Below are 19,552 nucleotides of genomic sequence, written 5' to 3' on the forward strand. Positions count from 1 at the left end.
CGAATCCTCATTCTCACGTTTTTTTGTCTTTTCAACAAAAAACGCGAGGGGGACCTACTCGGCGTGGTAACGCGTCACGCGCTCGACTTCGGCCTTGGAGCCGAGGAACACCGGCACGCGCTGGTGCAGTTTGTGCGGTGGAATGTCGAGGATGCGGCCGCGACCGTCGGTCGCCGCCCCGCCCGCCTGCTCGACGATCAGCGCCATCGGGTTCGCTTCGTACATCAGGCGCAGCTTGCCCGGCATCGCCGTGTCGCGCATGTCGGCCGGATACAAGAAGATGCCGCCGCGGTTGAGGATGCGGTGGACGTCGGCCACCATCGAGGCCACCCAGCGCATGTTGAAATCCTTGTCGCGCGGCCCCGTTGTACCGGCGAGCAACTCGTTGACATAGCGCTGCACCGGCGGGTGCCAGTGGCGCTGGTTCGACATGTTGATCGCGAATTCCTTGGTCGCCTCGGGGATCATCATGTGGCGCTGGGTCAGCACCCAAGAGCCCATCTCGCGGTCCAGGGTAAAGCAGTTGACGCCATTGCCGGTGGTGAGCACGAGCATGGTTTGCGGGCCGTACACGGCGTAGCCGGCGGCCACTTGCTTGCTGCCCTCCTGCATGAAGTCGGCCTCGGTCGGCTCGCCCATGCCGTCCGGCGCCTTGAGCACCGAAAAGATGGTGCCGATCGACACGTTGACGTCGATGTTCGACGAGCCATCGAGCGGGTCGAACAGCAACATGTATTCGCCCTTGGGGTAGCGGTTCGGGATCGGGTGGATCGATTCCATCTCTTCCGACGCCATCGCGGCGAGGTGGCCGCCCCATTCGTTCGCTTCGAGCAGGATTTCGTTCGAGATCACGTCGAGCTTTTTTTGCACTTCGCCCTGGATGTTCTCGGTGTGCGCGCTGCCGAGGATGTCGCCGAGCGCGCCCTTGCCCACCGAGTGGCTGATGGTCTTGCAGGCGCGGGCGACCACTTCGATCAGCAGGCGCAGTTCGGCCGGAATGGAATTGTGCAGGCGTTGTTCTTCGACCAGGTATTGCGTGAGGCTGACGCGTTTCATGACTTCCTTTGATAGTTTATTAATTCTGTATTGTTGCCATGTTGCTTAAGAGCTTAGCTGCTTAGTTGGTCAGCGCCTTGCCGACCACCTCGCGCACATCGTTCGACAGTTTCTTCCCTTTTGCCACTTGCTGCAGCGCTTTTTTCATCGGCAGCTGGAGCGCGGGCGCGTAGCGGCGCCAGCGGTCCATCGAGCGCGCCAGCCGGCTCGCCACCTGCGGGTTGAGGGCGTCGAGCGCGCCGACCTGCTCGGCCCAGAACGCGTAGCCGCTGCCGTCGGCGGCGTGGAACTGGGCCGGGTTGCCCGCGCAGAAGGCGAACACGAGGCTGCGCACCCGGTTCGGGTTCTTGATGTTGAAGGCAGGGTGCAGCATCAGTTCGCGCACGGCGGCCACGTCGGTGCCGGGCGCCGCGGCCTGCATCGAGAACCATTTGTCGACCACCAGCGCCTCGTGTTCGAAGTCGTCGTAGAAGCGCGCGAGCGCGTCGGACGCGTACTCGGCCTCGGCGTGGATCAGGGCGCCGAGCGCGGCGACCCGGTCGGTCATGTTGCCGGCGGTGTCGAACTGCATTTTGGCCAGCGCGTTGTTGGCCGGACTCGGCGCCGCGGCGAGGTAGGCCAGCGCCAGGTTTTTGAGCCCGCGCCGACCGGCCGAGCCGGCGTCGGGGCTGTACGGCCCCGGCGTCTGGTTGGCGTCGTACTGGGCGAACAGGTCGGCCCGCAGCTCGGTGCCGATGGTGCGCCGCATGAACTGGCGCGCCAGGTGGATCGCCTGCGGATTGACCGTCTCCAACTGGTCGGCGATCATGCTTTCGGACGGCAGCAGCAAAGCTTGCTCGCGGAAGGCGGCGTCGAGCGAGGCGTCGGAAAGCATCTTGCGCAGCGCGTTGATGAACGTTTCGTCGAGCTCGAGCTTGGCGCCGGCGGCGACGGCGGCCGTGAGCTTGAGCAGGCGCGCCATCGCGAGCCGCTGGCCCGCCTCCCAGCGGTTGACCGGGTCGCTGTCGTGGCTGAACAAATGCAGCAGTTCGGCGTCGCTGTAGTCGTATTCCAGGATGACGGGCGCGGAAAAATCGCGCAGCAGCGACGGCGTGGGCGCCTCGGCCACGTCGGTAAAGACGAACCGTTGCCGCGCCTCGAGCAACTCGAGCACCGCGCCGGTGCCATGCGCGACGCCGTCGATGGTCAGGGGCAGGTCGCGGCCGTTGGCGCCAAGCAGGCCGACGGCGAACGGGATGTGGAACGGCGCTTTGCTCTGCTGGCCCGGGGTCGGCGGGCAGCTTTGCGACAGCGTCAGCGTGTAGGTCTTGGCCTCGGCGTCGTAGCTGGTATCGGCGCGCACCACGGGGGTGCCGGCCTGGCTGTACCAGAGTTCGAACTGGGCCAGGTCGCGCCCGTTGGCGTCGGCCATGGCGCGGCGGAAATCGTCGCACTCGACGGCCTGGCCGTCGTGGCGCGCGAAGTACAGGTCCATGCCCTTGCGGAAGCCCTCGCGCCCGACCAGGGTCTGGATCATGCGCACCACCTCCGCGCCTTTTTCGTACACCGTGACGGTGTAAAAATTGTTGATCTCGACGAAGGAGTCGGGCCGCACCGGATGCGCCATCGGGCCCGCATCCTCGGGGAACTGGGCCTGGCGCAGCGTGCGCACCTGCTCGATGCGGGAAACCGCGCGGCCCGAGTCGGTGCCGATCATGTCGGCCGAGAACTCCTGGTCGCGGAACACGGTCAGGCCCTCCTTGAGCGAGAGCTGGAACCAGTCGCGGCAGGTCACGCGGTTGCCGGTCCAGTTGTGGAAGTACTCGTGCCCGACCACGGCCTCGATGCCGGCGTAGTCGGTGTCGGTGGCCACGCGCGGGTTGGCCAGCACGTACTTGGTGTTGAAGATGTTGAGGCCCTTGTTTTCCATCGCGCCCATGTTGAAGTCGCCCACGGCGACGATCATGAAGCGGTCGAGGTCGAGCTCGAGGCCGTAGCGCTGCTCGTCCCAGCGGATGCTGTTCTTGAGCGACTGCATCGCGTAGTTGGTCTTGTCGAGGTTGCCCTCCTCGACCCACACCTGCAGCAGCGCCTCGCGCCCGTCGGCCAGGGCGAACGTTTCTTCCTGGCATTCGAGACGCGCGGCCACGAGCGCGAACAGATACGAGGGCTTCTTGAACGGGTCCTCCCATTTGGCGAAGTGGCGTCCGTCGCCAAGGTCGCCCTCCTCGATCAGGTTGCCGTTCGACAGCAGCACGGGATAGCGCTGCTTGTCGGCGCGCAGCATCACGGTGAACTTGGCCATGACGTCGGGCCGGTCCGGGAAATAGGTGATGTGGCGGAAGCCCTCGGCCTCGCACTGCGTGAAAAAGTTGCCGTTGGAGACGTAGAGGCCGTTGAGCGTGGTGTTTTGCCGCGGCGCGGTCAGGGTCTCGATCTCGAGCGTGGCGCGCTCGGGCGCGTTGGGGATGCGCAAGGTCTTGTCGTCGATGGCGTACTCGCGCTTGCCAAGCGTCTTGCCGTTCATGCGCAGCGCGACCAGTTCGAGGTTTTCGCCACACAGCACGATGGCGCGCTCGGCGCTGTCGGGGTTGCGCCGCATGGTCAGGCGGCTGGCCACGATGGTGCGGGCCGGATCGAGGTCGAAGCCAAGCTCCACGGTGTCCACCAGGTAGCTCGGCGGCAGGTAATCTTGCCGATAAATGGTCGCAGGCGTGTCGGTTCGCATAGGGAGTTTGAGTGGGACGAGGATCGGGCGCCTATTTTACCAATCCGTTCCCGCGCCTGTGCGATTTCGCGCCTTTGGCGCCCGGTTTGTCCCCGGCGAACGGCCCAGCGTAACATTTTGTAAGTTTTCTGCGAAAATGCATTGCCGCCCGTAGACTTTATCCTTGCCGAAAGTCCGCGCTGCCGAAGGAGAAAACAATGAAACGCCCCGTATTGATAGCCATTGCCGCCCTCACGCTGCTGCTCGGCGGCTGCGCCTCGACCATCCAAAGCGATGTGACCGCCTTCCACGAGTGGCCGGCCGAGTTGCCGAACAAAACCTATGTGTTCGAGGCGCCGCCGGTGCAGCAAGACACGCTCGAAATGCGCAGCTACCGGAACCTGGTGCGCGCCGAGTTGGCCAGGCTGGGTTTCCAGGATGCCCCGGCCGGCGCCGCGCCGGCGCTGCGGGTGGCGCTCAAGGTCAGCACGACCGACGTCGCCACGCGCGCGCTGCAAATCAGCGATCCGTTCTTCACGCCGTTCTATTCGCCGTTTTATAGCTCGTACTACCGCATGGCCCGGGGCGTCTACATGCCTGCGTCGCCACACCGCCATATTTTCTTCGGCCACGGCTTCGGCTACCGCTTCAGCCCGTTCTACAGCTCGTATATGTTCGGCATGCCGCAGTACGAGGAGAGCATCCGCCACACCTACAAGCGCGAGCTAAATGTGGCGATCCGCGCCGCCGCCAGCGGCAAGCCGATGTTCGACGTGACGGTGCAAAACAGTAGCCGCCAGCGCTCGACGCCGAGGATCATGCCGGCCCTCGTGCGCAGCGCCTTCGAGAGCTTTCCAGGCCCGAGCGGCGTGGCGCGCCGGGTCGAACTGACGCTGGCCGAAACCCCCGCCCCCGCCGCCAAGCAGTAAGGCGCCGGGGTTGCAGGAGCCTGCGGGCTCCCGGGAACCTGTCGGACTTGGGATCGTCGGCTGCAAAAAGCGCTCGACGGTACAAATTGCGCCGTTTTCCCGGCCACCAGCTCGCTATTGGCGCTGCGAAATCGTCAAAATCCATCCCCGTCCAGCACTATCTGGGCTTCGACTCGCCAAGCCCCACAACCGCCTAGCGTCCGCCAAGCAAGGCCTCGGACGCCAGGGTGATGACGCCCACCAGCAGCACCGCCAGCAGCAGCACGATGAGCAGGCGCCCGAATTTGGGCGAGCCGTCGTCGGCCGGCGCGGCCGGCTTGTCGTCGGGAAGCGGGTTCTGGCTCATGGCAGCAGCACCGACGAACCGACCGTCTCGCGCGCCTCGAGTGCGCGGTGCATCTCGGCGGCCTCGGCCAGATTGTAGCGCTGCCGGACATCGACCTTGACCGCGCCCGAGGTGACCATCGCGAACAACTCGCCCGACATCGCCTCGAGCTCGGGCCGGCTGGCCGCGTACGCGAACAGGGTCGGGCGCGTGATGAACAGCGAACCGCGCGAGGCGAGCTCGTTGAGGTTGAACGGCGGCACCTGCCCCGAGGCGCTGCCGAAGCTGACCATCGTGCCCAGCGGGCGCAGGCAGTCGAGCGAGGCGCCGAAGGTGTCCTTGCCGATCGAATCGTAGACCACCGACACTTTTTTGCCTTCGGTCAACTCCAGCACGCGCGCGGCGACGTCCTCGGTCTTGTAGTTGATGACCTCGGCGCAGCCGTGCGCGCGCGCCAGTCCGGCCTTGGCGTCGGAGCCGACCGTGCCGATCATGTGCACCCCGAGCGCGCGCGCCCACTGGCAGGCGATCAGGCCGACGCCGCCGGCGGCCGCGTGGAACAGGATGGTGTCGCCCTTTTGCAATTTGACGGTGCGGTTGAACAGGTATTGCACCGTGAGCCCCTGCAGCATCATGGCCGCGCCGGTCTCGAACGAGATCGCGTCGGGCAATCGCACGAGGATGGCGGCCGGCATGTTGCGCACCTCGCAATAGGCGCCGTTGGGGTGCCCGGCGTAGACCACGCGGTCGCCCACGCGCACATGGGTCACGTCGGGCCCGACGGCCTCGACCACGCCGGCGCCCTCCATGCCGAGCCCGTTGGGCAGGGGCTGCGGGTACAGCCCGCTGCGGAAATAGACATCGATGAAATTGACGCCGATGGCCTCGTGCCGGACGCGCGCCTGGCCCGGGCCGGGTGCGCCGACCTCGACGTCGACGTATTCCATGACCTCCGGGCCGCCGGTGCGTTGCATGACGATTGCTTTTGCCATTGTTTTTCCCTGTCTCTTCTATCTCTTGATTGGTTTGACCATGCCCGCCGTGTTTCAGCTGTGTTTATATGCGGGTTTTCGGCGCCGACGCTTGATGCCCCTCGAAGGACGCGCGCCGCGCCGGCTAGGCAGCGCCTAGGCCGCGTCCTGCGCTTCGCGTTGCAGCTGCGACAGCACCAGGTGCGCGCTCGCAAGATTGGTCGCGCAGGCCACGTTGTGGACGTCGCAGGCGCGCACCAGCGCGTTGATGTCGGGCTCGTGCGGCTGCGGGGTCATCGGGTCGCGCAGGAAGATCACACAGTCGATGTTGCCCTCGACCAGTTGCGAGCCGATCTGCAGGTCGCCGCCGAACGGCCCGGACTGCTTGCGCTCGATGGTAAGGCCGAGCTCGTTGGCCAAGCGCCCGCCCGTGGTGCCGGTGGCCATCAGCTCGCAGCCCTGCAGGAAGTTGAGGTATTGCGCCGCCAGCGTGATCATGTCGTCTTTTTTCTTGTCGTGGGCGATGAGTGCGATGCGTGGTTTCATGGTGTGGGCGTCCGGTTCGGTTTAAACGGTTGATTTTTTATTTGTGAGCATGTAAATCCCCGCGAGCACGAGCGCGGTTCCGGCGAGCTGCACCGCCGTGATCGGCTCGCCGAGCACGAGCGCGCCGAGGAACAGCGTGGAAACCGGCCCGATCATGCCCGCCTGCGAGACGGTGGCGGCGCCGATGCGGCCGATCGCGGCCATCGTCATGAACACGGGCAGGATGGTACAGAATACCGCGTTCACCAGCGAAAGCCAGTACACCGGCATCGGCTGGACCAGCATGGCGGCCGGGCGCAGCACGAAGAACTGGACGATGCAGGCGGCGCTGGCCACGCACATCGCGTACGCGACCAGGCGCACCGAGCCGACCCGCTCGACCAGTTCGCCCGAGAACAAGAGGTAGAGCGCATACGCGAACGCGGCGCCGAGCACCAGCAGCGCGCCGGTGACCACCTTGGGGCCGCCGCCGGCCAGGTCGTGCGCGAACACGAGCACGATGCCGCAATACGAGGCCGCCAGCGCGATCCATTGGCCGCCGCTGATGTGGCGCTTGAGGATGAAGGTGGTCATGAGCAGCACGAAGGTGGGCGTGAGGAACAGCAACAGGCGCTCGAGGCCGACCGAGATGTATTGCAGGCCCAAAAAATCGAGCATGCTCGAAATGTAATAGCCGACCAGGCCCAGCCCGAGGATGCGCCAGCGGTCGCGCGGCGCCAGCGGTGCCTTGGTGCGCATCTGCCACAACGCGACCGCGCCGAACACGGGCACCGCCAACAGCATGCGGAAGGCGATCACGGTGACGGCGTCGATCTGGTAGCGGTACAGCAGTTTGGCCACCACCGCCTTGGCCGAGAACAGCACCGCCGCGCCGATCGCGATGGCCAGACCGGCCGCCAGCGCGGGGCGCGGAGGGATTTGCTGGGGGGCGGTGCCGGCGTTTTGACTCATGGCAAGATTGTAAAGCGAATTCGGAAAGCGGGTGCGGGGCGGCCGCCGCGCAGCCCGGATCGCGGGGCGCCCTATGGTAAAATGTTGGCCATTCGTGCACACCGTCTAAGGAAGATTCGACATGGCTGGACATAGCAAATGGGCCAACATCAAGCATAAAAAGGCCGCGACGGACGCCAAGCGCGGCAAGGTCTGGACACGCCTGATCAAAGAGATCACGGTCGGCGCGCGCATGGGCGGCCCCGACATCGCGACCAACCCGCGGCTGCGGCTGGCGGTCGACAAGGCGGCCGACGCCAACATGCCGAAAGAAAACGTCACCCGCGCGATCCAGCGCGGCTCGGGCGGGCTCGAGGGCGTCAACTACGAGGAGGTGCGCTACGAGGGCTACGGCATCGGCGGCGCCGCCATCATCGTCGACTGCATGACCGACAACCGGGTGCGCACGGTGGCCGAGGTGCGCCACGCGTTCAACAAGCACGGCGGCAACATGGGCAACGAAGGCTCGGTCGCCTTCATGTTCCAGCACTGCGGCCAGTTTTTGTTCCCGCCGGGCGTGGACGAGGACAAGCTGATGGAGGCGGCGCTCGAAGCCGGCGCCGACGACGTCATCACCGACGACGAGGGCGGCATGGAGGTGCTGTGCGACCCATTCGCCTTCGCGGGCGTCAAGGAGAAGCTCGAGGCGGCCGGCTTCAAGGCCGAGGTGGCCGAGATCATCATGAAACCAGCGACCGAAACCGTGATCGAAGGTGAAGACGGCATCCGCATGCAAAAGATCCTCGACGCGCTCGAGAACCTCGACGATGTGCAAGAAGTTTACACCAACGCCCTGATCGAAGAATAAGCCTATGAAAATCCTGGTAGTCGGCTCCGGCGGCCGCGAACACGCCCTGGCCTGGAAACTGGCCCAATCCGAACGCATCCAATTGGTCTATGTCGCGCCGGGCAACGGCGGCACCGAGCGCGACACGCGCCTAGTCAACATCGAGATCACCGACCCGGCCGCGCTGGCCGACTTTGTGGTGCAGGAACATATCGCGTTGACCGTGGTCGGGCCCGAGACCCCGCTCGCGGCCGGCATCGTCGACCTGTTCCGCGCGCGCGGGCTCAAGATATTCGGGCCCACGCGCGACGCGGCCCAGCTCGAAAGCTCGAAGGATTTCGCCAAGGCGTTCATGCAGCGGCACGGCATCCCGACGGCGGCCTATCAGACCTTTTCCGACGTGGCCCAGGCGCACGCCTACATCGACGCGCAGGGCGCGCCGATCGTCATCAAGGCCGACGGCCTGGCCGCCGGCAAGGGCGTGGTCGTGGCCATGAGCCTCGACGAGGCGCACCAGGCGGTCGACCACATGCTGGCCGACAACCGCTTCGGCGACGCCGGGGCGCGCATCGTGATCGAGGAATTTCTGAGCGGCGAAGAGGCGAGCTTCATCATCATGTGCGACGGCAAGAACATCCTGCCGCTGGCAACCAGCCAGGACCATAAGCGCCTGGGCGACCACGACGAGGGGCCGAACACGGGCGGCATGGGCGCCTATTCGCCGGCGCCGATCGTCACGCCGGCGCTGCACGCGCGCGTGATGCGCGAGATCATCAACCCGACCATCGCCGGCATGGCCAAGGACGGCATCGTGTTCACGGGCTTTTTGTACGCGGGCCTGATGATCGACGACAAGGGTGGCCTCAAGACGCTCGAATTCAACTGCCGCATGGGCGACCCGGAGACGCAGCCGATCATGGCGCGCCTCAAGAGCGACCTGGTGAACGTGATGGAGCACGCCGTCAATGGCACGCTCGATACCGTCGAACTCGACTGGGACCGGCGCACCGCGGTCGGCGTCGTGATGGCCGCTGCGGGCTACCCGGAAAGCCCGGTCAAGGGCGACGTCATCGACGGCATTCCGCCCGATACGGCCGAATGCATCGTGTTCCACGCGGGCACCGTACTATCGGGCGGCAGGCTGCTGACCAACGGCGGGCGCGTGCTGTGCGTGGTCGGTTTGGGCGACAGCGTCAAGATGGCGCAAAAGCAGGCTTACGAGACGGTCGACAAGATCCACTTCAACGGCGCGCAGTTCCGCCGCGACATCGGCTGGCGCGGGCTGAAGCACTAAGGATTGTCGTTGGGCGGAAGGCGTTTTTTTGGGTCGAGCCGTTTTAATGCACGTGGTCTTGCATTTCGCCGGAACGATCAAGCGGACTGGTCACGCCATGAGCGCCACGATTGAGCACGTGGGTATAAATCATCGTTGTTTGTACGTCCTTGTGGCCCAATAATTCCTGGACCGTGCGGATGTCGTACCCTCCCTGCAAGAGATGGGTTGCAAAGGAATGACGCAAGGTATGGGGTGTTGCTGGCTTTGCGATGCCGGCGCTGCGGACGGCTTGACGCATGGCGCGTTGAAGATTTTTTTCGTCAGCGTGGTGGCGCCGTAAGACATCTGAGCGTGGATCGCGCGATCTTCTGCTCGAATATTGCCAAGCCCATTCAGCCGCCGCGTTGGGGTATTTTCGCTCAAGCGCAAATGGCAGGTACGTCTTGCCGTAACCAGCAGCCAAGTCTTCTTGATGCAAGGCCTTGACGCGCACAAGGTGCTCCTGCAACTGGGTTACAAGGGATAGCGAGCCATACACTAAGCGAAGAGCTAAAGTCGTATAAAGTACGCACCGCCGAAGAATAGGATCATCGGGCGAGTCATGGCTGGGCTGAACGTAGCCCGCGCTTTCGGCCCAACATGGCATTCGAGTTCGCTAGACTTCGTTTCGCCAGACGCGCTGGCGCCAAGTCCAGGCATGCGCAGCTCTCAGCTTGCTGGAACTGAAGCCATTTTCGATCCGAATGTCTTCACGCTCACATGGTCAATGCGCGCCACGCGCGGCAATGGCGCGGGCATTGGACGGATGCCTGTCCGTACGATTTTCATCGCCGCGCCACAGCAGGGGCACCTTCCGTCCAGCCGCCTCGAGGCCGGCCAGCACCTTCGCGCGAAAGACCTTGGCCAGCGCCTGATGGCTGAACAGGAAACCTGACTTGTCACCACCGCGCTTGGTCCGCCAAAGCTTACGCGCGGCGTTCGATGGCGCCGGCCGGCATGATCAGATGGACGTGGGGGTGGTAATCGAGCCGGCGCGTTTTCGTGTGCAGGACAGCGATGGCGCCCGGCGTAGTTTCTTGTTTCTTGTCGATTTCGCCGAAGGTGCCCACCGTCTCCCAGCTCGCGCGCATGAGCAAGTCGTAGACGATGTTCTGGTGCGCGTGGGCAAGCGCCCGCAAATGATCGGAGCTCAGGTTCGGCACAATTAAAATTAGTGCCACTTGCGCGAAATACGGCAACGCCGTACTCTGAGCGTGTGAGAACAGTCGCCGAGACCTCAATTTTCCAGCGTTACGCTGCTGACATCTGGACTCAAGAAGAGCTGGATGCTTTCATCTATTGGATTGCGGCGCATCCAGACGCCGGAGATGTCATAAAAGGTAGTGGTGGGTGCCGAAAAGTGCGATGGTCCGCCCCTGGGCGGGGCAAGCGCGGCGGGGCGCGCGTCATTTATTTCAATGTAAGTGACGAGACCATTTGGTTACTCATCGTGTACACCAAGAACAAGTTCGATAGTTTGCCGCCATCGTTTTTGGCGGAATTAAAGCAAGGAGTCGAAGATGCCTTCTGAAATGGAAAAATTTCAACGTGATCTACTTGTTTCTGTGAAGCAAATGAAACGAGGTGAAGCTGCGCGAACCACCAAGGTTCAACTTTCTGCTGCTGCCGAAGCAAGGGCGCAGGTAGGTTTATCACAGCAAGAATTTGCTTGTCTTTTGGGTGTGTCTGCCCGAACGCTGCAGGACTGGGAACAAGGTCGAAGAGAGCCAAACGGTGCTGCCAAGACGCTCTTAAGGGTGGCCGTAGCTCATCCCGAAATCTTGCGAGAATTAGGCGGTTTTGTCCAACCATCGGTTCCAGCCGACGCCTTCGGCGCGGCTGAACAGTAACGTTGGAGTGTTCAGGCCAGCCATGCCAATCGATTACGGCTGCAGCTGACTGCTTTGGATACGACCCAAACCATCGAGGATATGGACATTCCAGGGTTCCGTCTTCATCCGCTTAAAGGCGAGATGCGTGGCCGGTGGTCCATAATTGTCAATGGTAACTGGCGGGTGACTTTTGAGCTTCGTGGCAGAAACACCTACGTCTTGGATTATGAGGACTATCATTAATGGCGATGCACAACCCTCCCCATCCCGGAGAATTAATCACTGACATCTATCTGGAGCCCAATGGCATCAGTGGACGCGCGCTTGCGGACAAGCTCGATGTCGCGCCGTCTACGCTCAGCCGGGTCCTCAAAGGTTCTAGCCGTGTCACTCCGGAAATGGCACTGCGCCTCTCAAAAGCGATTGGTCGCTCGCCTGAGAGTTGGCTTGCAATGCAGGATGCACATGACCTTTGGGTCGCTCGGCAGCACGTTAATCTCCGTAAGGTAGGCAAGCTCAAGCTGGTCGCCGTCTAAATTCTTTTTCCAGCGGGCGCCTTGAAGCACCGCTGAGCATTTGGATTGAGCCCAAAATCATCGCAGGCTTTCACCCGCGCTCGTGAAACACTCAGCATTGCCCCCCATGCCGGCACTCTGGCACGAGCAAACCGGGAACGCGCGTCGCGACTTCAGGCACGCCATTGGCGTTTGCCTATTGACTTGACCTCGCAACGGCCTACATCTCTCTAAAGAATTGCGAGTTGCTGCGGCTGCCCGGCACGCGTTGGCTGCGACCCTGGATCTCGATGTCGACGTTCTCGTTTTCGGGGCTAAACCGCTCGATCAAAGGCCCGTCTTGCCGGTCCCCGGGAACCGAACGCCGTGCGTCGCTTGCTATTCCATTACATTGTAGTTAGACTTTCCGTATGAGCACACTTCGCTTTGAATGGGATGATCGGAAAGCCGCCGCGAACCTGAGGAAGCACGGTGTTAGTTTCGAGGAAGCCAAGTCGGTTTTCGTCGATGAGCACGCAAAGCTGATCGACGATCCCGATCATTCTGTGATCGAAGATCGCTTTGTACTGCTTGGCGTAAGCAGCGCACTTCGATTGCTGCTCGTCTGTCATTGCTATCGAAGTGCCGGCAACATTATTCGCATCATTTCTGCTCGCAAGGCAAGTGCGAAAGAATCTAGATCTTATCCGTAGAGGTGGAACATGCGTGAAGAGTACGACTTCTCCGCTGCGAGGAAGAACCCATACGCGGCCCAACTCAAGAAGCAAATCACCATTCGGCTCGACGAGGAATCCATCACGTACTTCAAGTCAATTTCCGAAGAGGTTGGCATCCCATACCAAAGTCTCATCAATTTGTATTTGCGGGATTGCGCCGCCTCGAAGCGCAAGCTCAATCTTAAGTGGAAGTAAGTTCCCGATGTCGAACCGGGCTTACTCGGCAGTCACCTGAACTGTCTCTGTGCTGCACACTCGGGCAGCCAGTTGATTTGAAAGTTGCCGGTGCCAGCGCTCTGGCAGCAAACCGGGAACGCGCCGCAACGGCATCAGGCACACCATTAGCGTTTGTCTATTGACTTAGCAACGGCCTACATCTCTTTGAAAAACTGCAAGTTGGTGCGGCTGACCGGCAAGCGTTCGCTGCGGCCCTTGATCTCGATGTCGGCGGTCTCGTTTTCGCCCCGGGTTACGCGGCGAATCGCGCTCAGGTTGACCACCACCGATCGATGCACCTGCACAAACTGCTGCTGGTTGAGCTGCGCGATGAGTTCCTTCAACGGCAGGCGTATCAATGCCTCGGCGGGCTGGCCTTCGTCCCGGTAGGCGACCAAGGTGTATTTCGTGTCGCTCTTGAGGTAGTCGATATCGTCGACCGGTATCATCCGCAAGGAGCTGCCCACCGTCGCGCGCACCCAGCGCAGCGGCTCGAGCTGGTCGAGCTTTAGCCGCTTGGCCAATTGCGCCAGCAGCGCCTCGGTGTGCACCGCCGGTTGCGCCGTCTGCAAGCGCGCCTGCAGGCGCGCCACCGTTTCGGCCAGGCGCGCGGCGGTGACCGGCTTGACGAGGTAATCTAGCACGCCATGCTCAAAGGCGTCGAGCGCATATTGGTCGAAGGCGGTGACAAAAACCAAATGCGAGCGTTTGCCGATCTGCCGCGCCACTTCGATGCCGCTCAGACCCGGCATATGCACGTCCAGGAAACAAATCGTTGGCTGATGCTGCTCGAACAGCTCGAGCGCCTGCCTGCCGTTGCGCGCCTGCGCGACGATGCGCAGATCGGGCCAGGCGGCGGCCAGCCGCGCCTCAAGAATCTCGCGCAGCAGCGGTTCGTCGTCGGCAATCAGGGCGCTGATGTTTGTGGTCATGTCGGCTCGATGTCAAATTCAATGGTGGCGTGGACGCCGTGCGGCTGCGCTTCGCTCAAGTCCAGCGTCGCACTGCCGTCGTAGGCCCAATGCAGCCGTTCGCGCAGCGCCACCAGGCCGGTGCCGAGGCCCCGCCCGGTCACCTGCAGGCCAACGCCGGTGTCGGTGACGCTCAAGCGGCAACGCGCCGCGCCGCCGCTACCGGAACGCGACTCGGCAAGCAACTCGGCGTGCACGTCGATGCGGCCACCCTCCTCGCTCGGATCGATGCCATGCTGGACAGCATTCTCCACCAAGGTCAGCAGCGTAAAGGGTGGGCAAGGCAGCAGATGCACGCCGGCGCCGATGTGCAGGTCGAAGGCCAGGCGGTCGGGCATGCGCATCTGCATCAACTCCAGATACGCGCGCACCAGCTCGAGCTCCTGGCCAAGCGTGCTGGCCGAGCCATCGAGGCGAGGCACCGCGGCGCGCAAATAGGACGTCAGGCTTTCCAGCAGCAGCGGCGCACGGGGCGAGCCGGCCTCGACCAAGGCCTGCACATTAGCCAGTGTGTTAAACAGGAAATGCGGCTGCGCCTGCGCGCTGAGCAGGCGCATGCGGGCGTCGAGCGCGGCGCGCGCCATGGCGATTTCCTGCGCTTCCAAGGTCGCTTCGCGCTGGCGCACCAGCGCCGCCAGCGCGGTCCAGGGAGCGAGCAGCATGCCGAGAAAAGTGAAGGTCATAAAACCTTCGAGTCGAACGGGTTCCCGCCAGAACGGCGGCGCGCCCGGCGCCGTGCTCCAGACATAGGCGATGAACATAGCGACCGGCACCATCGCCCCCACCGCCGCAACTTGCAAGGCCCAACGCGCGATCCAGGTGGGCAGGCGCCGCGGCCATTGCTCAAACAGGCCGAAGACCAGCAACAAGGCCAGGCCGACGCCAAACACCCTGAGCACGAGAAGCGGCATGCCCAGCTCCCAGCCGAAGCTGAAAAGCAGCGTGAGCAGGGAACAAAGAATGGCGACGGTGCGCAGGCGGCGCCAAACGAACACGGCACGCCAGTTGGCCCTCGGGATCGGATCGCTTAGTTTGGCGGATTGGGCGGATGGCATCACGGCATCATACTCGATTAAATAAGGGGGTCGAAAGCGGGAAGGTCCCGGGCTCCTAGCGCCAGCGCTGCGCGGTTTTTTTGAAATAGTGGTACGCGATATAGCGCCACGGAAGCACCAGCGGGGTCAACACCACTCCCATCAAGCAGGCAAAAACGGTCTCTTCCACGCCCGGCGTCATCGTCCCACCCAGCCACATCGGCGCTGCGATGGCCAGCAGCCAAACCACTTTCCAGACCAGCTCGAAAATGAGGAGCGGCAGCAACTGCAGCGGGTAGCGCAGACCCCACAGGCAGACGATCGCGAGCCCGGTCAAGAGCGCCGCCGTTTCACCCTTGCGCTGCGCCCAAAGGTCGCTGTGTTGCAGCATCAAGGGCCCGAAACTGACCATCAGCCCCACCGTCACCAGCAGATAAAAGGCGCGCAGCAGGTTCAGGCGCCAAACGGGAATATCGTCGTTGTTCATGTAAATTATCCATTAGAAAAGGAATAGGCGGGGCGCCGTCGTGGCCCCCTTTGAATGTCGGATGAATGGTGGATTCGCTCAGCGCAGCTTGGCCAGGCTGGCTCGGGCCTCTTCGGCATTGGCCGGATTGGCCCGTTTATTGGCGATATAACGCGCGTAGGCCGCCTTGGCCTGCGCCTTGTCGCCCTTGGCCAGATAGGCGTCGCCCAGGCGGTGGTCGATCGGGTAGTCGTCGGCACCGATGAGTGTCTTGGCATGCTCAAGGTTGCGGATCGCCTGGTCCGGCTGGCCCATCGATGAATGGACCCGGCCCAGGCCGTAGACGGCGCCGGCGTGGTCGGGCTCGCTGCGCAGCAAGGTCTCGTACAGGCTCCTGGCCTTCGCCAGGTCCTTGCCGTCCGTCAGGAACACCTGTGCCAACTGCATGGTGGCACCCCGGATCTCCTCACGCATGGCCGAATCCTTGCTCGGTTTGAGGGCCGCTAATTCGCCCTCCATCTCGCCCCACCTCTTGGCTTCGCCGGCGATGTAGGCACGGATGATGCGCGCCGTTTCCGGCTGGCTGGCGCGCACGCCCGCCTCCAACTCCTTGGCCTTGGACACGCTGCCGCCCATCATGCCCGGCACCGTCAGATAGAGCTTGGCCAACTCCACCCGGGCCACAAAGCTGCCGGGGTCCAATTCGAGCGTGCGGACCCAGGACGCTTTCAAGGTGCCGACCATGCGCATGGCCTTGAACATTCCCATGTTAAGCATCTGCATGCTCAAGTTTTGCGCCTCCGCCAGATGGCAAACCGCGACCATCGGATGCCGTTCGGTGCATTGCTTGGCCTGCTTCGCGCCGGCGTCGAGCCGTTTTTCATCGCTGGCGTCGAGGAAGGTCAGCGCCAGGGACAAGGCCGCGCTGGCCTCGGCATCGCCGGCGTTGGCTTTCAAGCGGGCCTGCGCCTTCTGTTCCAGCTCCGCATACTTGCCCGCGTCTCGCAGGGGCTCCAATTGGGCGTCCTTGAAAACGGCGGCCTGGGCCGTGTCCATCGGGGCCAAGATCGCCAGCGCGGTCATGGCGGCGGCGATTGAACGTGTGCTACGGGCGGAAACGCATTGAGTTTTCATGATTGCTTGGCTCTTAAAATGGTCGGTTGAAGAAACTGGAAATAGGACAGCGGGTTTCAGATTTCCAAAGCACGGCATGATTTTATGGAGCCGGCGGCGCGCCCATGCGCCCTCTCGGACGAGTGACGGAACAAGAATGGTCAAGCGCGATGCCGCGCGATGAATGGCGGCGCAGGCCAAAAAGCGAACACCGGCGCCATTCGTCGCGCCAGGGCGTGGCTCGTCCCGGCGGGGCGTAGCCGGTCCGGTCCGGCTTGTCACGGCCGGGCCACACTGGCACAGTAGGGCCGTTACAGCACAGAAAGCCTTGTCATGAAAAAAATTGCACGCTTCTTGATGTTTTCCCTGTTGGGCCTGCTCGGCCTGCTCGCCCTGTTGGCCGGCCTGTTGGGCTATTTTGTCTACACGCCCGAGCCCGAAGAACCCCAGCTTTCCGGCAAGCTGAGCGAGGGATCCATCGAGATGGCCGGCTTGCAGCGAAGCTATCGGACCTATGTTCCCAAGAACTTGCCCAAAGGCGCGCCCTTGGTCTTGGTGCTACACGGCTCCGGCGAAGGCCCGCAACGCATTCGCGTCGGCACCGGCTATGGCTTCGAGCGCCTGGCGGACGAGCACGGCTTTGCCGTCGCCTACCCCAAGTCGTTCGCCCCGGACTGGAATGACTGCAGTTCTATAGGCGACAACATGGTAGACGGCGCCAGCGCCGACGACACGCGCTTCCTGGCCGCCCTGGTCGACAAATTGATCGCCGAGATCGGGGTCGATCCGGCGCGCGTGTTTTCGGCCGGCGTGTCGAACGGCGGCTCGATGGCGATGCGCCTGGCGCTGGAAGACCCGACCCGTTATCGGGCGGTGGCCGCTGTGCTCGCCAATGTGCCGGCGCCGCAGAACTTCCAATGCAAGCCGGTGGCGCAGACCACTTCGGTGATGATCATGAACGGCACCAAGGATCCGCTGGTGCCCTATGCGGGCGGCAAGGTCAGCCTGTTCGGGCTCTTCTTCCATAGTGGAGAGGTCGTTTCGTCGAAAGCATCGGCGCAGTATTTCGCGGATCGGAATGCGCTTGCCGGCGCCCCCGTCGTCAGCCTGGCGCCCGCCGGCGAGGGCATCAGCGTCGAGCAGGAGCGCTGGAGCAATGGTGGCAGGACCGACGTTGACCTGGTGACCATTCATGGGGGCGGGCACGGCTTGCCACAGGCATATTCGCGCCGCCCGCGGCTCTTGGGGCCGTCACCGATGGCGCCCGACGGTCCGGCCATGATCTGGGACTTCTTCGCGCGGCAGCGGCCACGAATCGCGCCCCGTCCGCAGTAGAACCTTCCCCGACCTTAGCACGGAGTAATTGATGCCAGTCTTGCAAATCGATCCCAACAGCGCCCCCCTCGTTCACGCGGCCGCAGCGGCACTCTTATACACGCATATCGGCGCCGGGGGCGTCGGCCTGCTGGCGGGCGCGGCCGCTTTTGTATTCCGCAAGGGTGCAGCCCTGCACCGCCTGGCGGGAAAGGTCTTTGCCGTGGCCATGATGGTAATGGCGGGCATCGGCGCCTGCGTGGCGCCCTTCTTGCCGACACCTGAGCGCGCCTCGGTGGTCGCCGGCGTGTTGACCTTCTATCTGGTATTGACCTCGTGGACGGCCGTCAAGCGCAAGCCCGGCCAGATCGGCCGCTTCGACTACGCTATGCTACTGACCTCGGTGGGCATCGTCATCGCCGGCGCCTGTTTTTTCTGGCTGGCCTCGAACAGCCCGAGCGGCGAACTGGACGGGCAACCGGGCGCCGCTTTTGTCATGTTCGTCATCATTGGCAGCTTGGCTGCGGTGGGCGACCTGAGATTGATTATGAATCGCGGTGTCAGCGGCGCCACGCGCGTGGCGCGCCACCTGTGGCGCATGACAGTGGCCTTGTTTATTGCTGCAAATGCACTCTTCCTGGGGCAGCCACAGGTCTTCCCGAAGGCGGTGCAAACGTCGGGCGTGCTGAACTTGCCGGCGCTTCTGATCCTGGCCTTGCTCGTGTATTGGCTCTGCCATGTCGGCTACGGCGCCCACAGGCGCAAACGGGTTGGCAAGCGGCAGGCCGCATGAGCGATCTGCCACAATGGGCATGTGTCCGTTCCCGGCATATTAAGTTTCACCATGGAGATGAAGAATGAGAAAGCTAACCATTGGTCTGGCCGCGCTTCTGGTGAGCTCGGCGCAGGCCGCAGTTGTGCGCGTGGACGTTCACCCGTCCGCGACCGCGCCTGACATCCTGGCCGCCGATTCGCCGCACATCGTCCTTGTTGAAGCAGGCAGTGCCGCCGGTGATCTCTTGCTGTGGATGCCGGGGACTGGGGGCAGCCCCCGCATCGCCGCGCGGCCGGACTTCCCGCAATTCGCGGCGCAGCAGGGCTATCGCGTCATCATCCTGTCCTACATCACCGATCAGGGCGTGTCGAACATTTGCGTTGGCAAGAACCTGCGCGGCAACCGGTCCTGCGCGGAAGACTTCCGGAACAAACGCATTTTCGGCGGCGGCGGCTTTTCGCTGGTCGCCGACCAGCCGCAGGACGCCATCGTCAACCGGTTCACCAGGATCCTGCAAAAGCTGAAGGAGACGCGCCCTGACGAACAATGGGAACAATTCCTCAACGCCGATGGCAGCCCGCGCTGGGAACGCATCGCGGTCGGTGGCCAATCCCAAGGCGGCGGACACGCAGCCTTCATCGCCAAAACCAAGCCGGTGGCGAGGGTTGTCATGCTCTCGGGCGGCTGGGACAAGAGCGCGCGAGGCGAGATCGCAAACTGGTACGGCAAGCCCAGCGCAACCCCGTCCGAGCGCTGGTACGCCACCTACCATGTCGAAGAACGCACCGCCAATACCATGGCGGAAATCAACCGGGCCCTGCGAATCCCCAGTGCCAATGTTGGCGTCCTCGACAAGCCGGTACAAGGCCCCAATGCCCACGGCGAAGGACTGTCCAATCGCGCCTACCAATCGTGGTGGAAATTCGCGCTCGGGCGCGGCGCATCGGTGTCAGAATTGCCTTGAATGGGGACATCCGCATGTTTATCAGGAACAA

Annotated in this window: 24 protein-coding genes and 1 pseudogene; 13 read left to right on the forward strand and 12 right to left on the reverse strand. The window is 63.2% G+C overall.

The genetic code is table 11. From position 1 onward, the window contains the following. Positions 1 to 54 precede the first annotated feature (54 nt). Together C7C56_RS08695 and pepN are read right to left on the reverse strand one after the other, a co-directional pair. Positions 55 to 1,056: a class 1 fructose-bisphosphatase gene (locus C7C56_RS08695; RefSeq protein ID WP_106757041.1), complete on the reverse strand. Its 1,002-nt coding sequence runs from the start codon at positions 1,054 to 1,056 to the stop codon at positions 55 to 57. A 61-nt stretch (positions 1,057 to 1,117) separates the two neighbouring features. Next, positions 1,118 to 3,763, reverse strand: a complete 2,646-nt coding sequence (gene pepN, locus C7C56_RS08700; RefSeq protein WP_106757042.1) for an aminopeptidase N — start codon at positions 3,761 to 3,763, stop codon at positions 1,118 to 1,120. A gap of 197 nt (positions 3,764 to 3,960) precedes the next feature. Here pepN and C7C56_RS08705 point away from each other — a divergent pair, with 197 nt between their 5' ends. Next, the gene (locus C7C56_RS08705) at positions 3,961 to 4,671 is read left to right on the forward strand and encodes a DUF4136 domain-containing protein (protein WP_106757043.1); all 711 of its coding nucleotides are present in this window, start codon (positions 3,961 to 3,963) and stop codon (positions 4,669 to 4,671) included. A 193-nt stretch (positions 4,672 to 4,864) separates the two neighbouring features. Here C7C56_RS08705 and C7C56_RS28680 read toward each other — a convergent pair whose 3' ends face one another. From C7C56_RS28680 to C7C56_RS08720, 4 genes are all read right to left on the reverse strand, one after another. Next, positions 4,865 to 5,017, reverse strand: a complete 153-nt coding sequence (locus tag C7C56_RS28680) for a hypothetical protein (RefSeq protein ID WP_181373080.1) — start codon at positions 5,015 to 5,017, stop codon at positions 4,865 to 4,867. Further along, positions 5,014 to 5,988, reverse strand: a complete 975-nt coding sequence (locus tag C7C56_RS08710) for a quinone oxidoreductase family protein (protein WP_106757044.1) — start codon at positions 5,986 to 5,988, stop codon at positions 5,014 to 5,016. Before C7C56_RS08710 ends, C7C56_RS28680 begins: the two co-directional genes overlap by 4 nt. A 135-nt stretch (positions 5,989 to 6,123) precedes the next feature. Continuing rightward, positions 6,124 to 6,513 carry a methylglyoxal synthase gene (locus tag C7C56_RS08715; protein ID WP_106757045.1) on the reverse strand — a complete coding sequence of 130 codons (390 nt, stop codon included), beginning with the start codon at positions 6,511 to 6,513 and terminating at the stop codon, positions 6,124 to 6,126. Positions 6,514 to 6,534: 21 nt separating this feature from the next. Then, entirely contained in the window at positions 6,535 to 7,464 is a 930-nt protein-coding gene (locus C7C56_RS08720; RefSeq protein ID WP_106757046.1) for a DMT family transporter, read from the reverse strand. 121 nt (positions 7,465 to 7,585) lie between these two features. Here C7C56_RS08720 and C7C56_RS08725 point away from each other — a divergent pair, with 121 nt between their 5' ends. Then, the gene (locus tag C7C56_RS08725; RefSeq protein WP_106757047.1) at positions 7,586 to 8,311 is read left to right on the forward strand and encodes a YebC/PmpR family DNA-binding transcriptional regulator; all 726 of its coding nucleotides are present in this window, start codon (positions 7,586 to 7,588) and stop codon (positions 8,309 to 8,311) included. A 4-nt stretch (positions 8,312 to 8,315) separates the two neighbouring features. Next, a complete protein-coding gene (gene purD / locus C7C56_RS08730) occupies positions 8,316 to 9,584 on the forward strand; it encodes a phosphoribosylamine--glycine ligase (protein ID WP_106757048.1) in 1,269 nt (422 codons plus the stop codon). A 43-nt stretch (positions 9,585 to 9,627) separates the two neighbouring features. Here the strand turns inward: purD and C7C56_RS29695 are convergent, their stop codons facing one another. Then, positions 9,628 to 10,059 (reverse strand): tyrosine-type recombinase/integrase, encoded by a 432-nt coding sequence (locus C7C56_RS29695; protein WP_441295169.1) that lies wholly within the window; start codon positions 10,057 to 10,059, stop codon positions 9,628 to 9,630. Between the two features lie 204 nt (positions 10,060 to 10,263). Between C7C56_RS29695 and C7C56_RS28050 the strand changes: the two genes are divergently transcribed. Further along, a complete protein-coding gene (locus tag C7C56_RS28050; protein WP_146204361.1) occupies positions 10,264 to 10,500 on the forward strand; it encodes a hypothetical protein in 237 nt (78 codons plus the stop codon). A gap of 31 nt (positions 10,501 to 10,531) precedes the next feature. Here the strand turns inward: C7C56_RS28050 and C7C56_RS08740 are convergent, their stop codons facing one another. Continuing rightward, positions 10,532 to 10,768, reverse strand: coding sequence for a transposase (locus C7C56_RS08740; RefSeq protein WP_146204362.1), 237 nt, complete (start codon positions 10,766 to 10,768; stop codon positions 10,532 to 10,534). A 53-nt stretch (positions 10,769 to 10,821) separates the two neighbouring features. Between C7C56_RS08740 and C7C56_RS08745 the strand changes: the two genes are divergently transcribed. The 6 genes and pseudogenes from C7C56_RS08745 (at position 10,822) to C7C56_RS08770 (ending at position 12,863) form a co-directional block, all read left to right on the forward strand. After that, on the forward strand, positions 10,822 to 11,136 hold the full coding sequence (locus C7C56_RS08745) for a class I SAM-dependent methyltransferase (RefSeq protein ID WP_106757051.1): 315 nt from the start codon (positions 10,822 to 10,824) through the stop codon (positions 11,134 to 11,136). After that, positions 11,126 to 11,455 (forward strand): helix-turn-helix domain-containing protein, encoded by a 330-nt coding sequence (locus C7C56_RS08750; RefSeq protein WP_106757052.1) that lies wholly within the window; start codon positions 11,126 to 11,128, stop codon positions 11,453 to 11,455. The genes C7C56_RS08745 and C7C56_RS08750 overlap by 11 nt, the downstream gene beginning before the upstream one ends. Positions 11,456 to 11,476: 21 nt before the next feature. After that, positions 11,477 to 11,680: pseudogene (locus C7C56_RS08755) on the forward strand (type II toxin-antitoxin system RelE/ParE family toxin); the annotation flags it as partial. Continuing rightward, positions 11,680 to 11,973 carry a HigA family addiction module antitoxin gene (locus tag C7C56_RS08760; protein ID WP_106757054.1) on the forward strand — a complete coding sequence of 98 codons (294 nt, stop codon included), beginning with the start codon at positions 11,680 to 11,682 and terminating at the stop codon, positions 11,971 to 11,973. The pseudogene C7C56_RS08755 and the gene C7C56_RS08760, both read left to right, overlap by 1 nt. A gap of 389 nt (positions 11,974 to 12,362) precedes the next feature. Continuing rightward, entirely contained in the window at positions 12,363 to 12,644 is a 282-nt protein-coding gene (locus tag C7C56_RS08765; protein ID WP_106757055.1) for a BrnT family toxin, read from the forward strand. 9 nt (positions 12,645 to 12,653) lie between these two features. Next, complete coding sequence (locus tag C7C56_RS08770; RefSeq protein ID WP_106757056.1) at positions 12,654 to 12,863, forward strand: BrnA antitoxin family protein; 210 nt, start codon at positions 12,654 to 12,656, stop codon at positions 12,861 to 12,863. A 176-nt stretch (positions 12,864 to 13,039) separates the two neighbouring features. Here the strand turns inward: C7C56_RS08770 and C7C56_RS08775 are convergent, their stop codons facing one another. The 4 genes from C7C56_RS08775 to C7C56_RS08790 all read right to left on the reverse strand — a co-directional run bounded on the left by C7C56_RS08775 (position 13,040) and on the right by C7C56_RS08790 (position 16,489). Next, positions 13,040 to 13,816 (reverse strand): LytR/AlgR family response regulator transcription factor, encoded by a 777-nt coding sequence (locus C7C56_RS08775; RefSeq protein ID WP_106757057.1) that lies wholly within the window; start codon positions 13,814 to 13,816, stop codon positions 13,040 to 13,042. Continuing rightward, a complete protein-coding gene (locus C7C56_RS08780; RefSeq protein WP_229458432.1) occupies positions 13,813 to 14,910 on the reverse strand; it encodes a sensor histidine kinase in 1,098 nt (365 codons plus the stop codon). Before C7C56_RS08780 ends, C7C56_RS08775 begins: the two co-directional genes overlap by 4 nt. 55 nt (positions 14,911 to 14,965) lie before the next feature. After that, positions 14,966 to 15,376, reverse strand: a complete 411-nt coding sequence (locus C7C56_RS08785) for a hypothetical protein (RefSeq protein ID WP_106757058.1) — start codon at positions 15,374 to 15,376, stop codon at positions 14,966 to 14,968. 78 nt (positions 15,377 to 15,454) lie between these two features. Further along, entirely contained in the window at positions 15,455 to 16,489 is a 1,035-nt protein-coding gene (locus tag C7C56_RS08790) for a tetratricopeptide repeat protein (RefSeq protein ID WP_181373081.1), read from the reverse strand. Positions 16,490 to 16,825: 336 nt separating this feature from the next. On the opposite strand from C7C56_RS08790, the gene C7C56_RS08795 reads away from it, so the two are divergent. The 3 genes from C7C56_RS08795 to C7C56_RS08805 all read left to right on the forward strand — a co-directional run bounded on the left by C7C56_RS08795 (position 16,826) and on the right by C7C56_RS08805 (position 19,521). Continuing rightward, positions 16,826 to 17,803: a CE1 family esterase gene (locus tag C7C56_RS08795; RefSeq protein WP_181373082.1), complete on the forward strand. Its 978-nt coding sequence runs from the start codon at positions 16,826 to 16,828 to the stop codon at positions 17,801 to 17,803. Between the two features lie 31 nt (positions 17,804 to 17,834). Continuing rightward, positions 17,835 to 18,575 carry a DUF2306 domain-containing protein gene (locus tag C7C56_RS08800; protein WP_109246564.1) on the forward strand — a complete coding sequence of 247 codons (741 nt, stop codon included), beginning with the start codon at positions 17,835 to 17,837 and terminating at the stop codon, positions 18,573 to 18,575. A gap of 64 nt (positions 18,576 to 18,639) precedes the next feature. Continuing rightward, entirely contained in the window at positions 18,640 to 19,521 is an 882-nt protein-coding gene (locus tag C7C56_RS08805; protein ID WP_146204364.1) for a BPSS1187 family protein, read from the forward strand. Positions 19,522 to 19,552: the final 31 nt, after the last annotated feature.

The organism is Massilia glaciei, assembly GCF_003011895.2.
Lineage (GTDB): Bacteria > Pseudomonadota > Gammaproteobacteria > Burkholderiales > Burkholderiaceae_D > Telluria_A > Telluria_A glaciei.

Bases quoted from the DNA above. Each gene is read 5' to 3' on its own strand.
- C7C56_RS08770 (WP_106757056.1), top strand. From the start codon at position 12,654: ATGCGTGAAGAGTACGACTTCTCCGCTGCGAGGAAGAACCCATACGCG.
- C7C56_RS08805 (WP_146204364.1), top strand. From the start codon at position 18,640: ATGAGAAAGCTAACCATTGGTCTGGCCGCGCTTCTGGTGAGCTCGGCG.
- C7C56_RS08695 (WP_106757041.1), bottom strand. From the start codon at position 1,056: ATGAAACGCGTCAGCCTCACGCAATACCTGGTCGAAGAACAACGCCTG.
- C7C56_RS08795 (WP_181373082.1), top strand. From the start codon at position 16,826: ATGTTTTCCCTGTTGGGCCTGCTCGGCCTGCTCGCCCTGTTGGCCGGC.
- C7C56_RS08710 (WP_106757044.1), bottom strand. From the start codon at position 5,988: ATGGCAAAAGCAATCGTCATGCAACGCACCGGCGGCCCGGAGGTCATG.
- C7C56_RS08715 (WP_106757045.1), bottom strand. From the start codon at position 6,513: ATGAAACCACGCATCGCACTCATCGCCCACGACAAGAAAAAAGACGAC.
- C7C56_RS28680 (WP_181373080.1), bottom strand. From the start codon at position 5,017: ATGAGCCAGAACCCGCTTCCCGACGACAAGCCGGCCGCGCCGGCCGAC.
- C7C56_RS08785 (WP_106757058.1), bottom strand. From the start codon at position 15,376: ATGAACAACGACGATATTCCCGTTTGGCGCCTGAACCTGCTGCGCGCC.
- C7C56_RS28050 (WP_146204361.1), top strand. From the start codon at position 10,264: ATGCGCAGCTCTCAGCTTGCTGGAACTGAAGCCATTTTCGATCCGAAT.
- C7C56_RS08775 (WP_106757057.1), bottom strand. From the start codon at position 13,816: ATGACCACAAACATCAGCGCCCTGATTGCCGACGACGAACCGCTGCTG.
- C7C56_RS08780 (WP_229458432.1), bottom strand. From the start codon at position 14,910: ATGCCATCCGCCCAATCCGCCAAACTAAGCGATCCGATCCCGAGGGCC.
- C7C56_RS08705 (WP_106757043.1), top strand. From the start codon at position 3,961: ATGAAACGCCCCGTATTGATAGCCATTGCCGCCCTCACGCTGCTGCTC.
- purD (WP_106757048.1), top strand. From the start codon at position 8,316: ATGAAAATCCTGGTAGTCGGCTCCGGCGGCCGCGAACACGCCCTGGCC.
- C7C56_RS08725 (WP_106757047.1), top strand. From the start codon at position 7,586: ATGGCTGGACATAGCAAATGGGCCAACATCAAGCATAAAAAGGCCGCG.
- C7C56_RS08760 (WP_106757054.1), top strand. From the start codon at position 11,680: ATGGCGATGCACAACCCTCCCCATCCCGGAGAATTAATCACTGACATC.
- C7C56_RS08750 (WP_106757052.1), top strand. From the start codon at position 11,126: ATGCCTTCTGAAATGGAAAAATTTCAACGTGATCTACTTGTTTCTGTG.
- C7C56_RS08765 (WP_106757055.1), top strand. From the start codon at position 12,363: ATGAGCACACTTCGCTTTGAATGGGATGATCGGAAAGCCGCCGCGAAC.
- C7C56_RS08800 (WP_109246564.1), top strand. From the start codon at position 17,835: ATGCCAGTCTTGCAAATCGATCCCAACAGCGCCCCCCTCGTTCACGCG.
- C7C56_RS08790 (WP_181373081.1), bottom strand. From the start codon at position 16,489: ATGAAAACTCAATGCGTTTCCGCCCGTAGCACACGTTCAATCGCCGCC.
- pepN (WP_106757042.1), bottom strand. From the start codon at position 3,763: ATGCGAACCGACACGCCTGCGACCATTTATCGGCAAGATTACCTGCCG.
- C7C56_RS08720 (WP_106757046.1), bottom strand. From the start codon at position 7,464: ATGAGTCAAAACGCCGGCACCGCCCCCCAGCAAATCCCTCCGCGCCCC.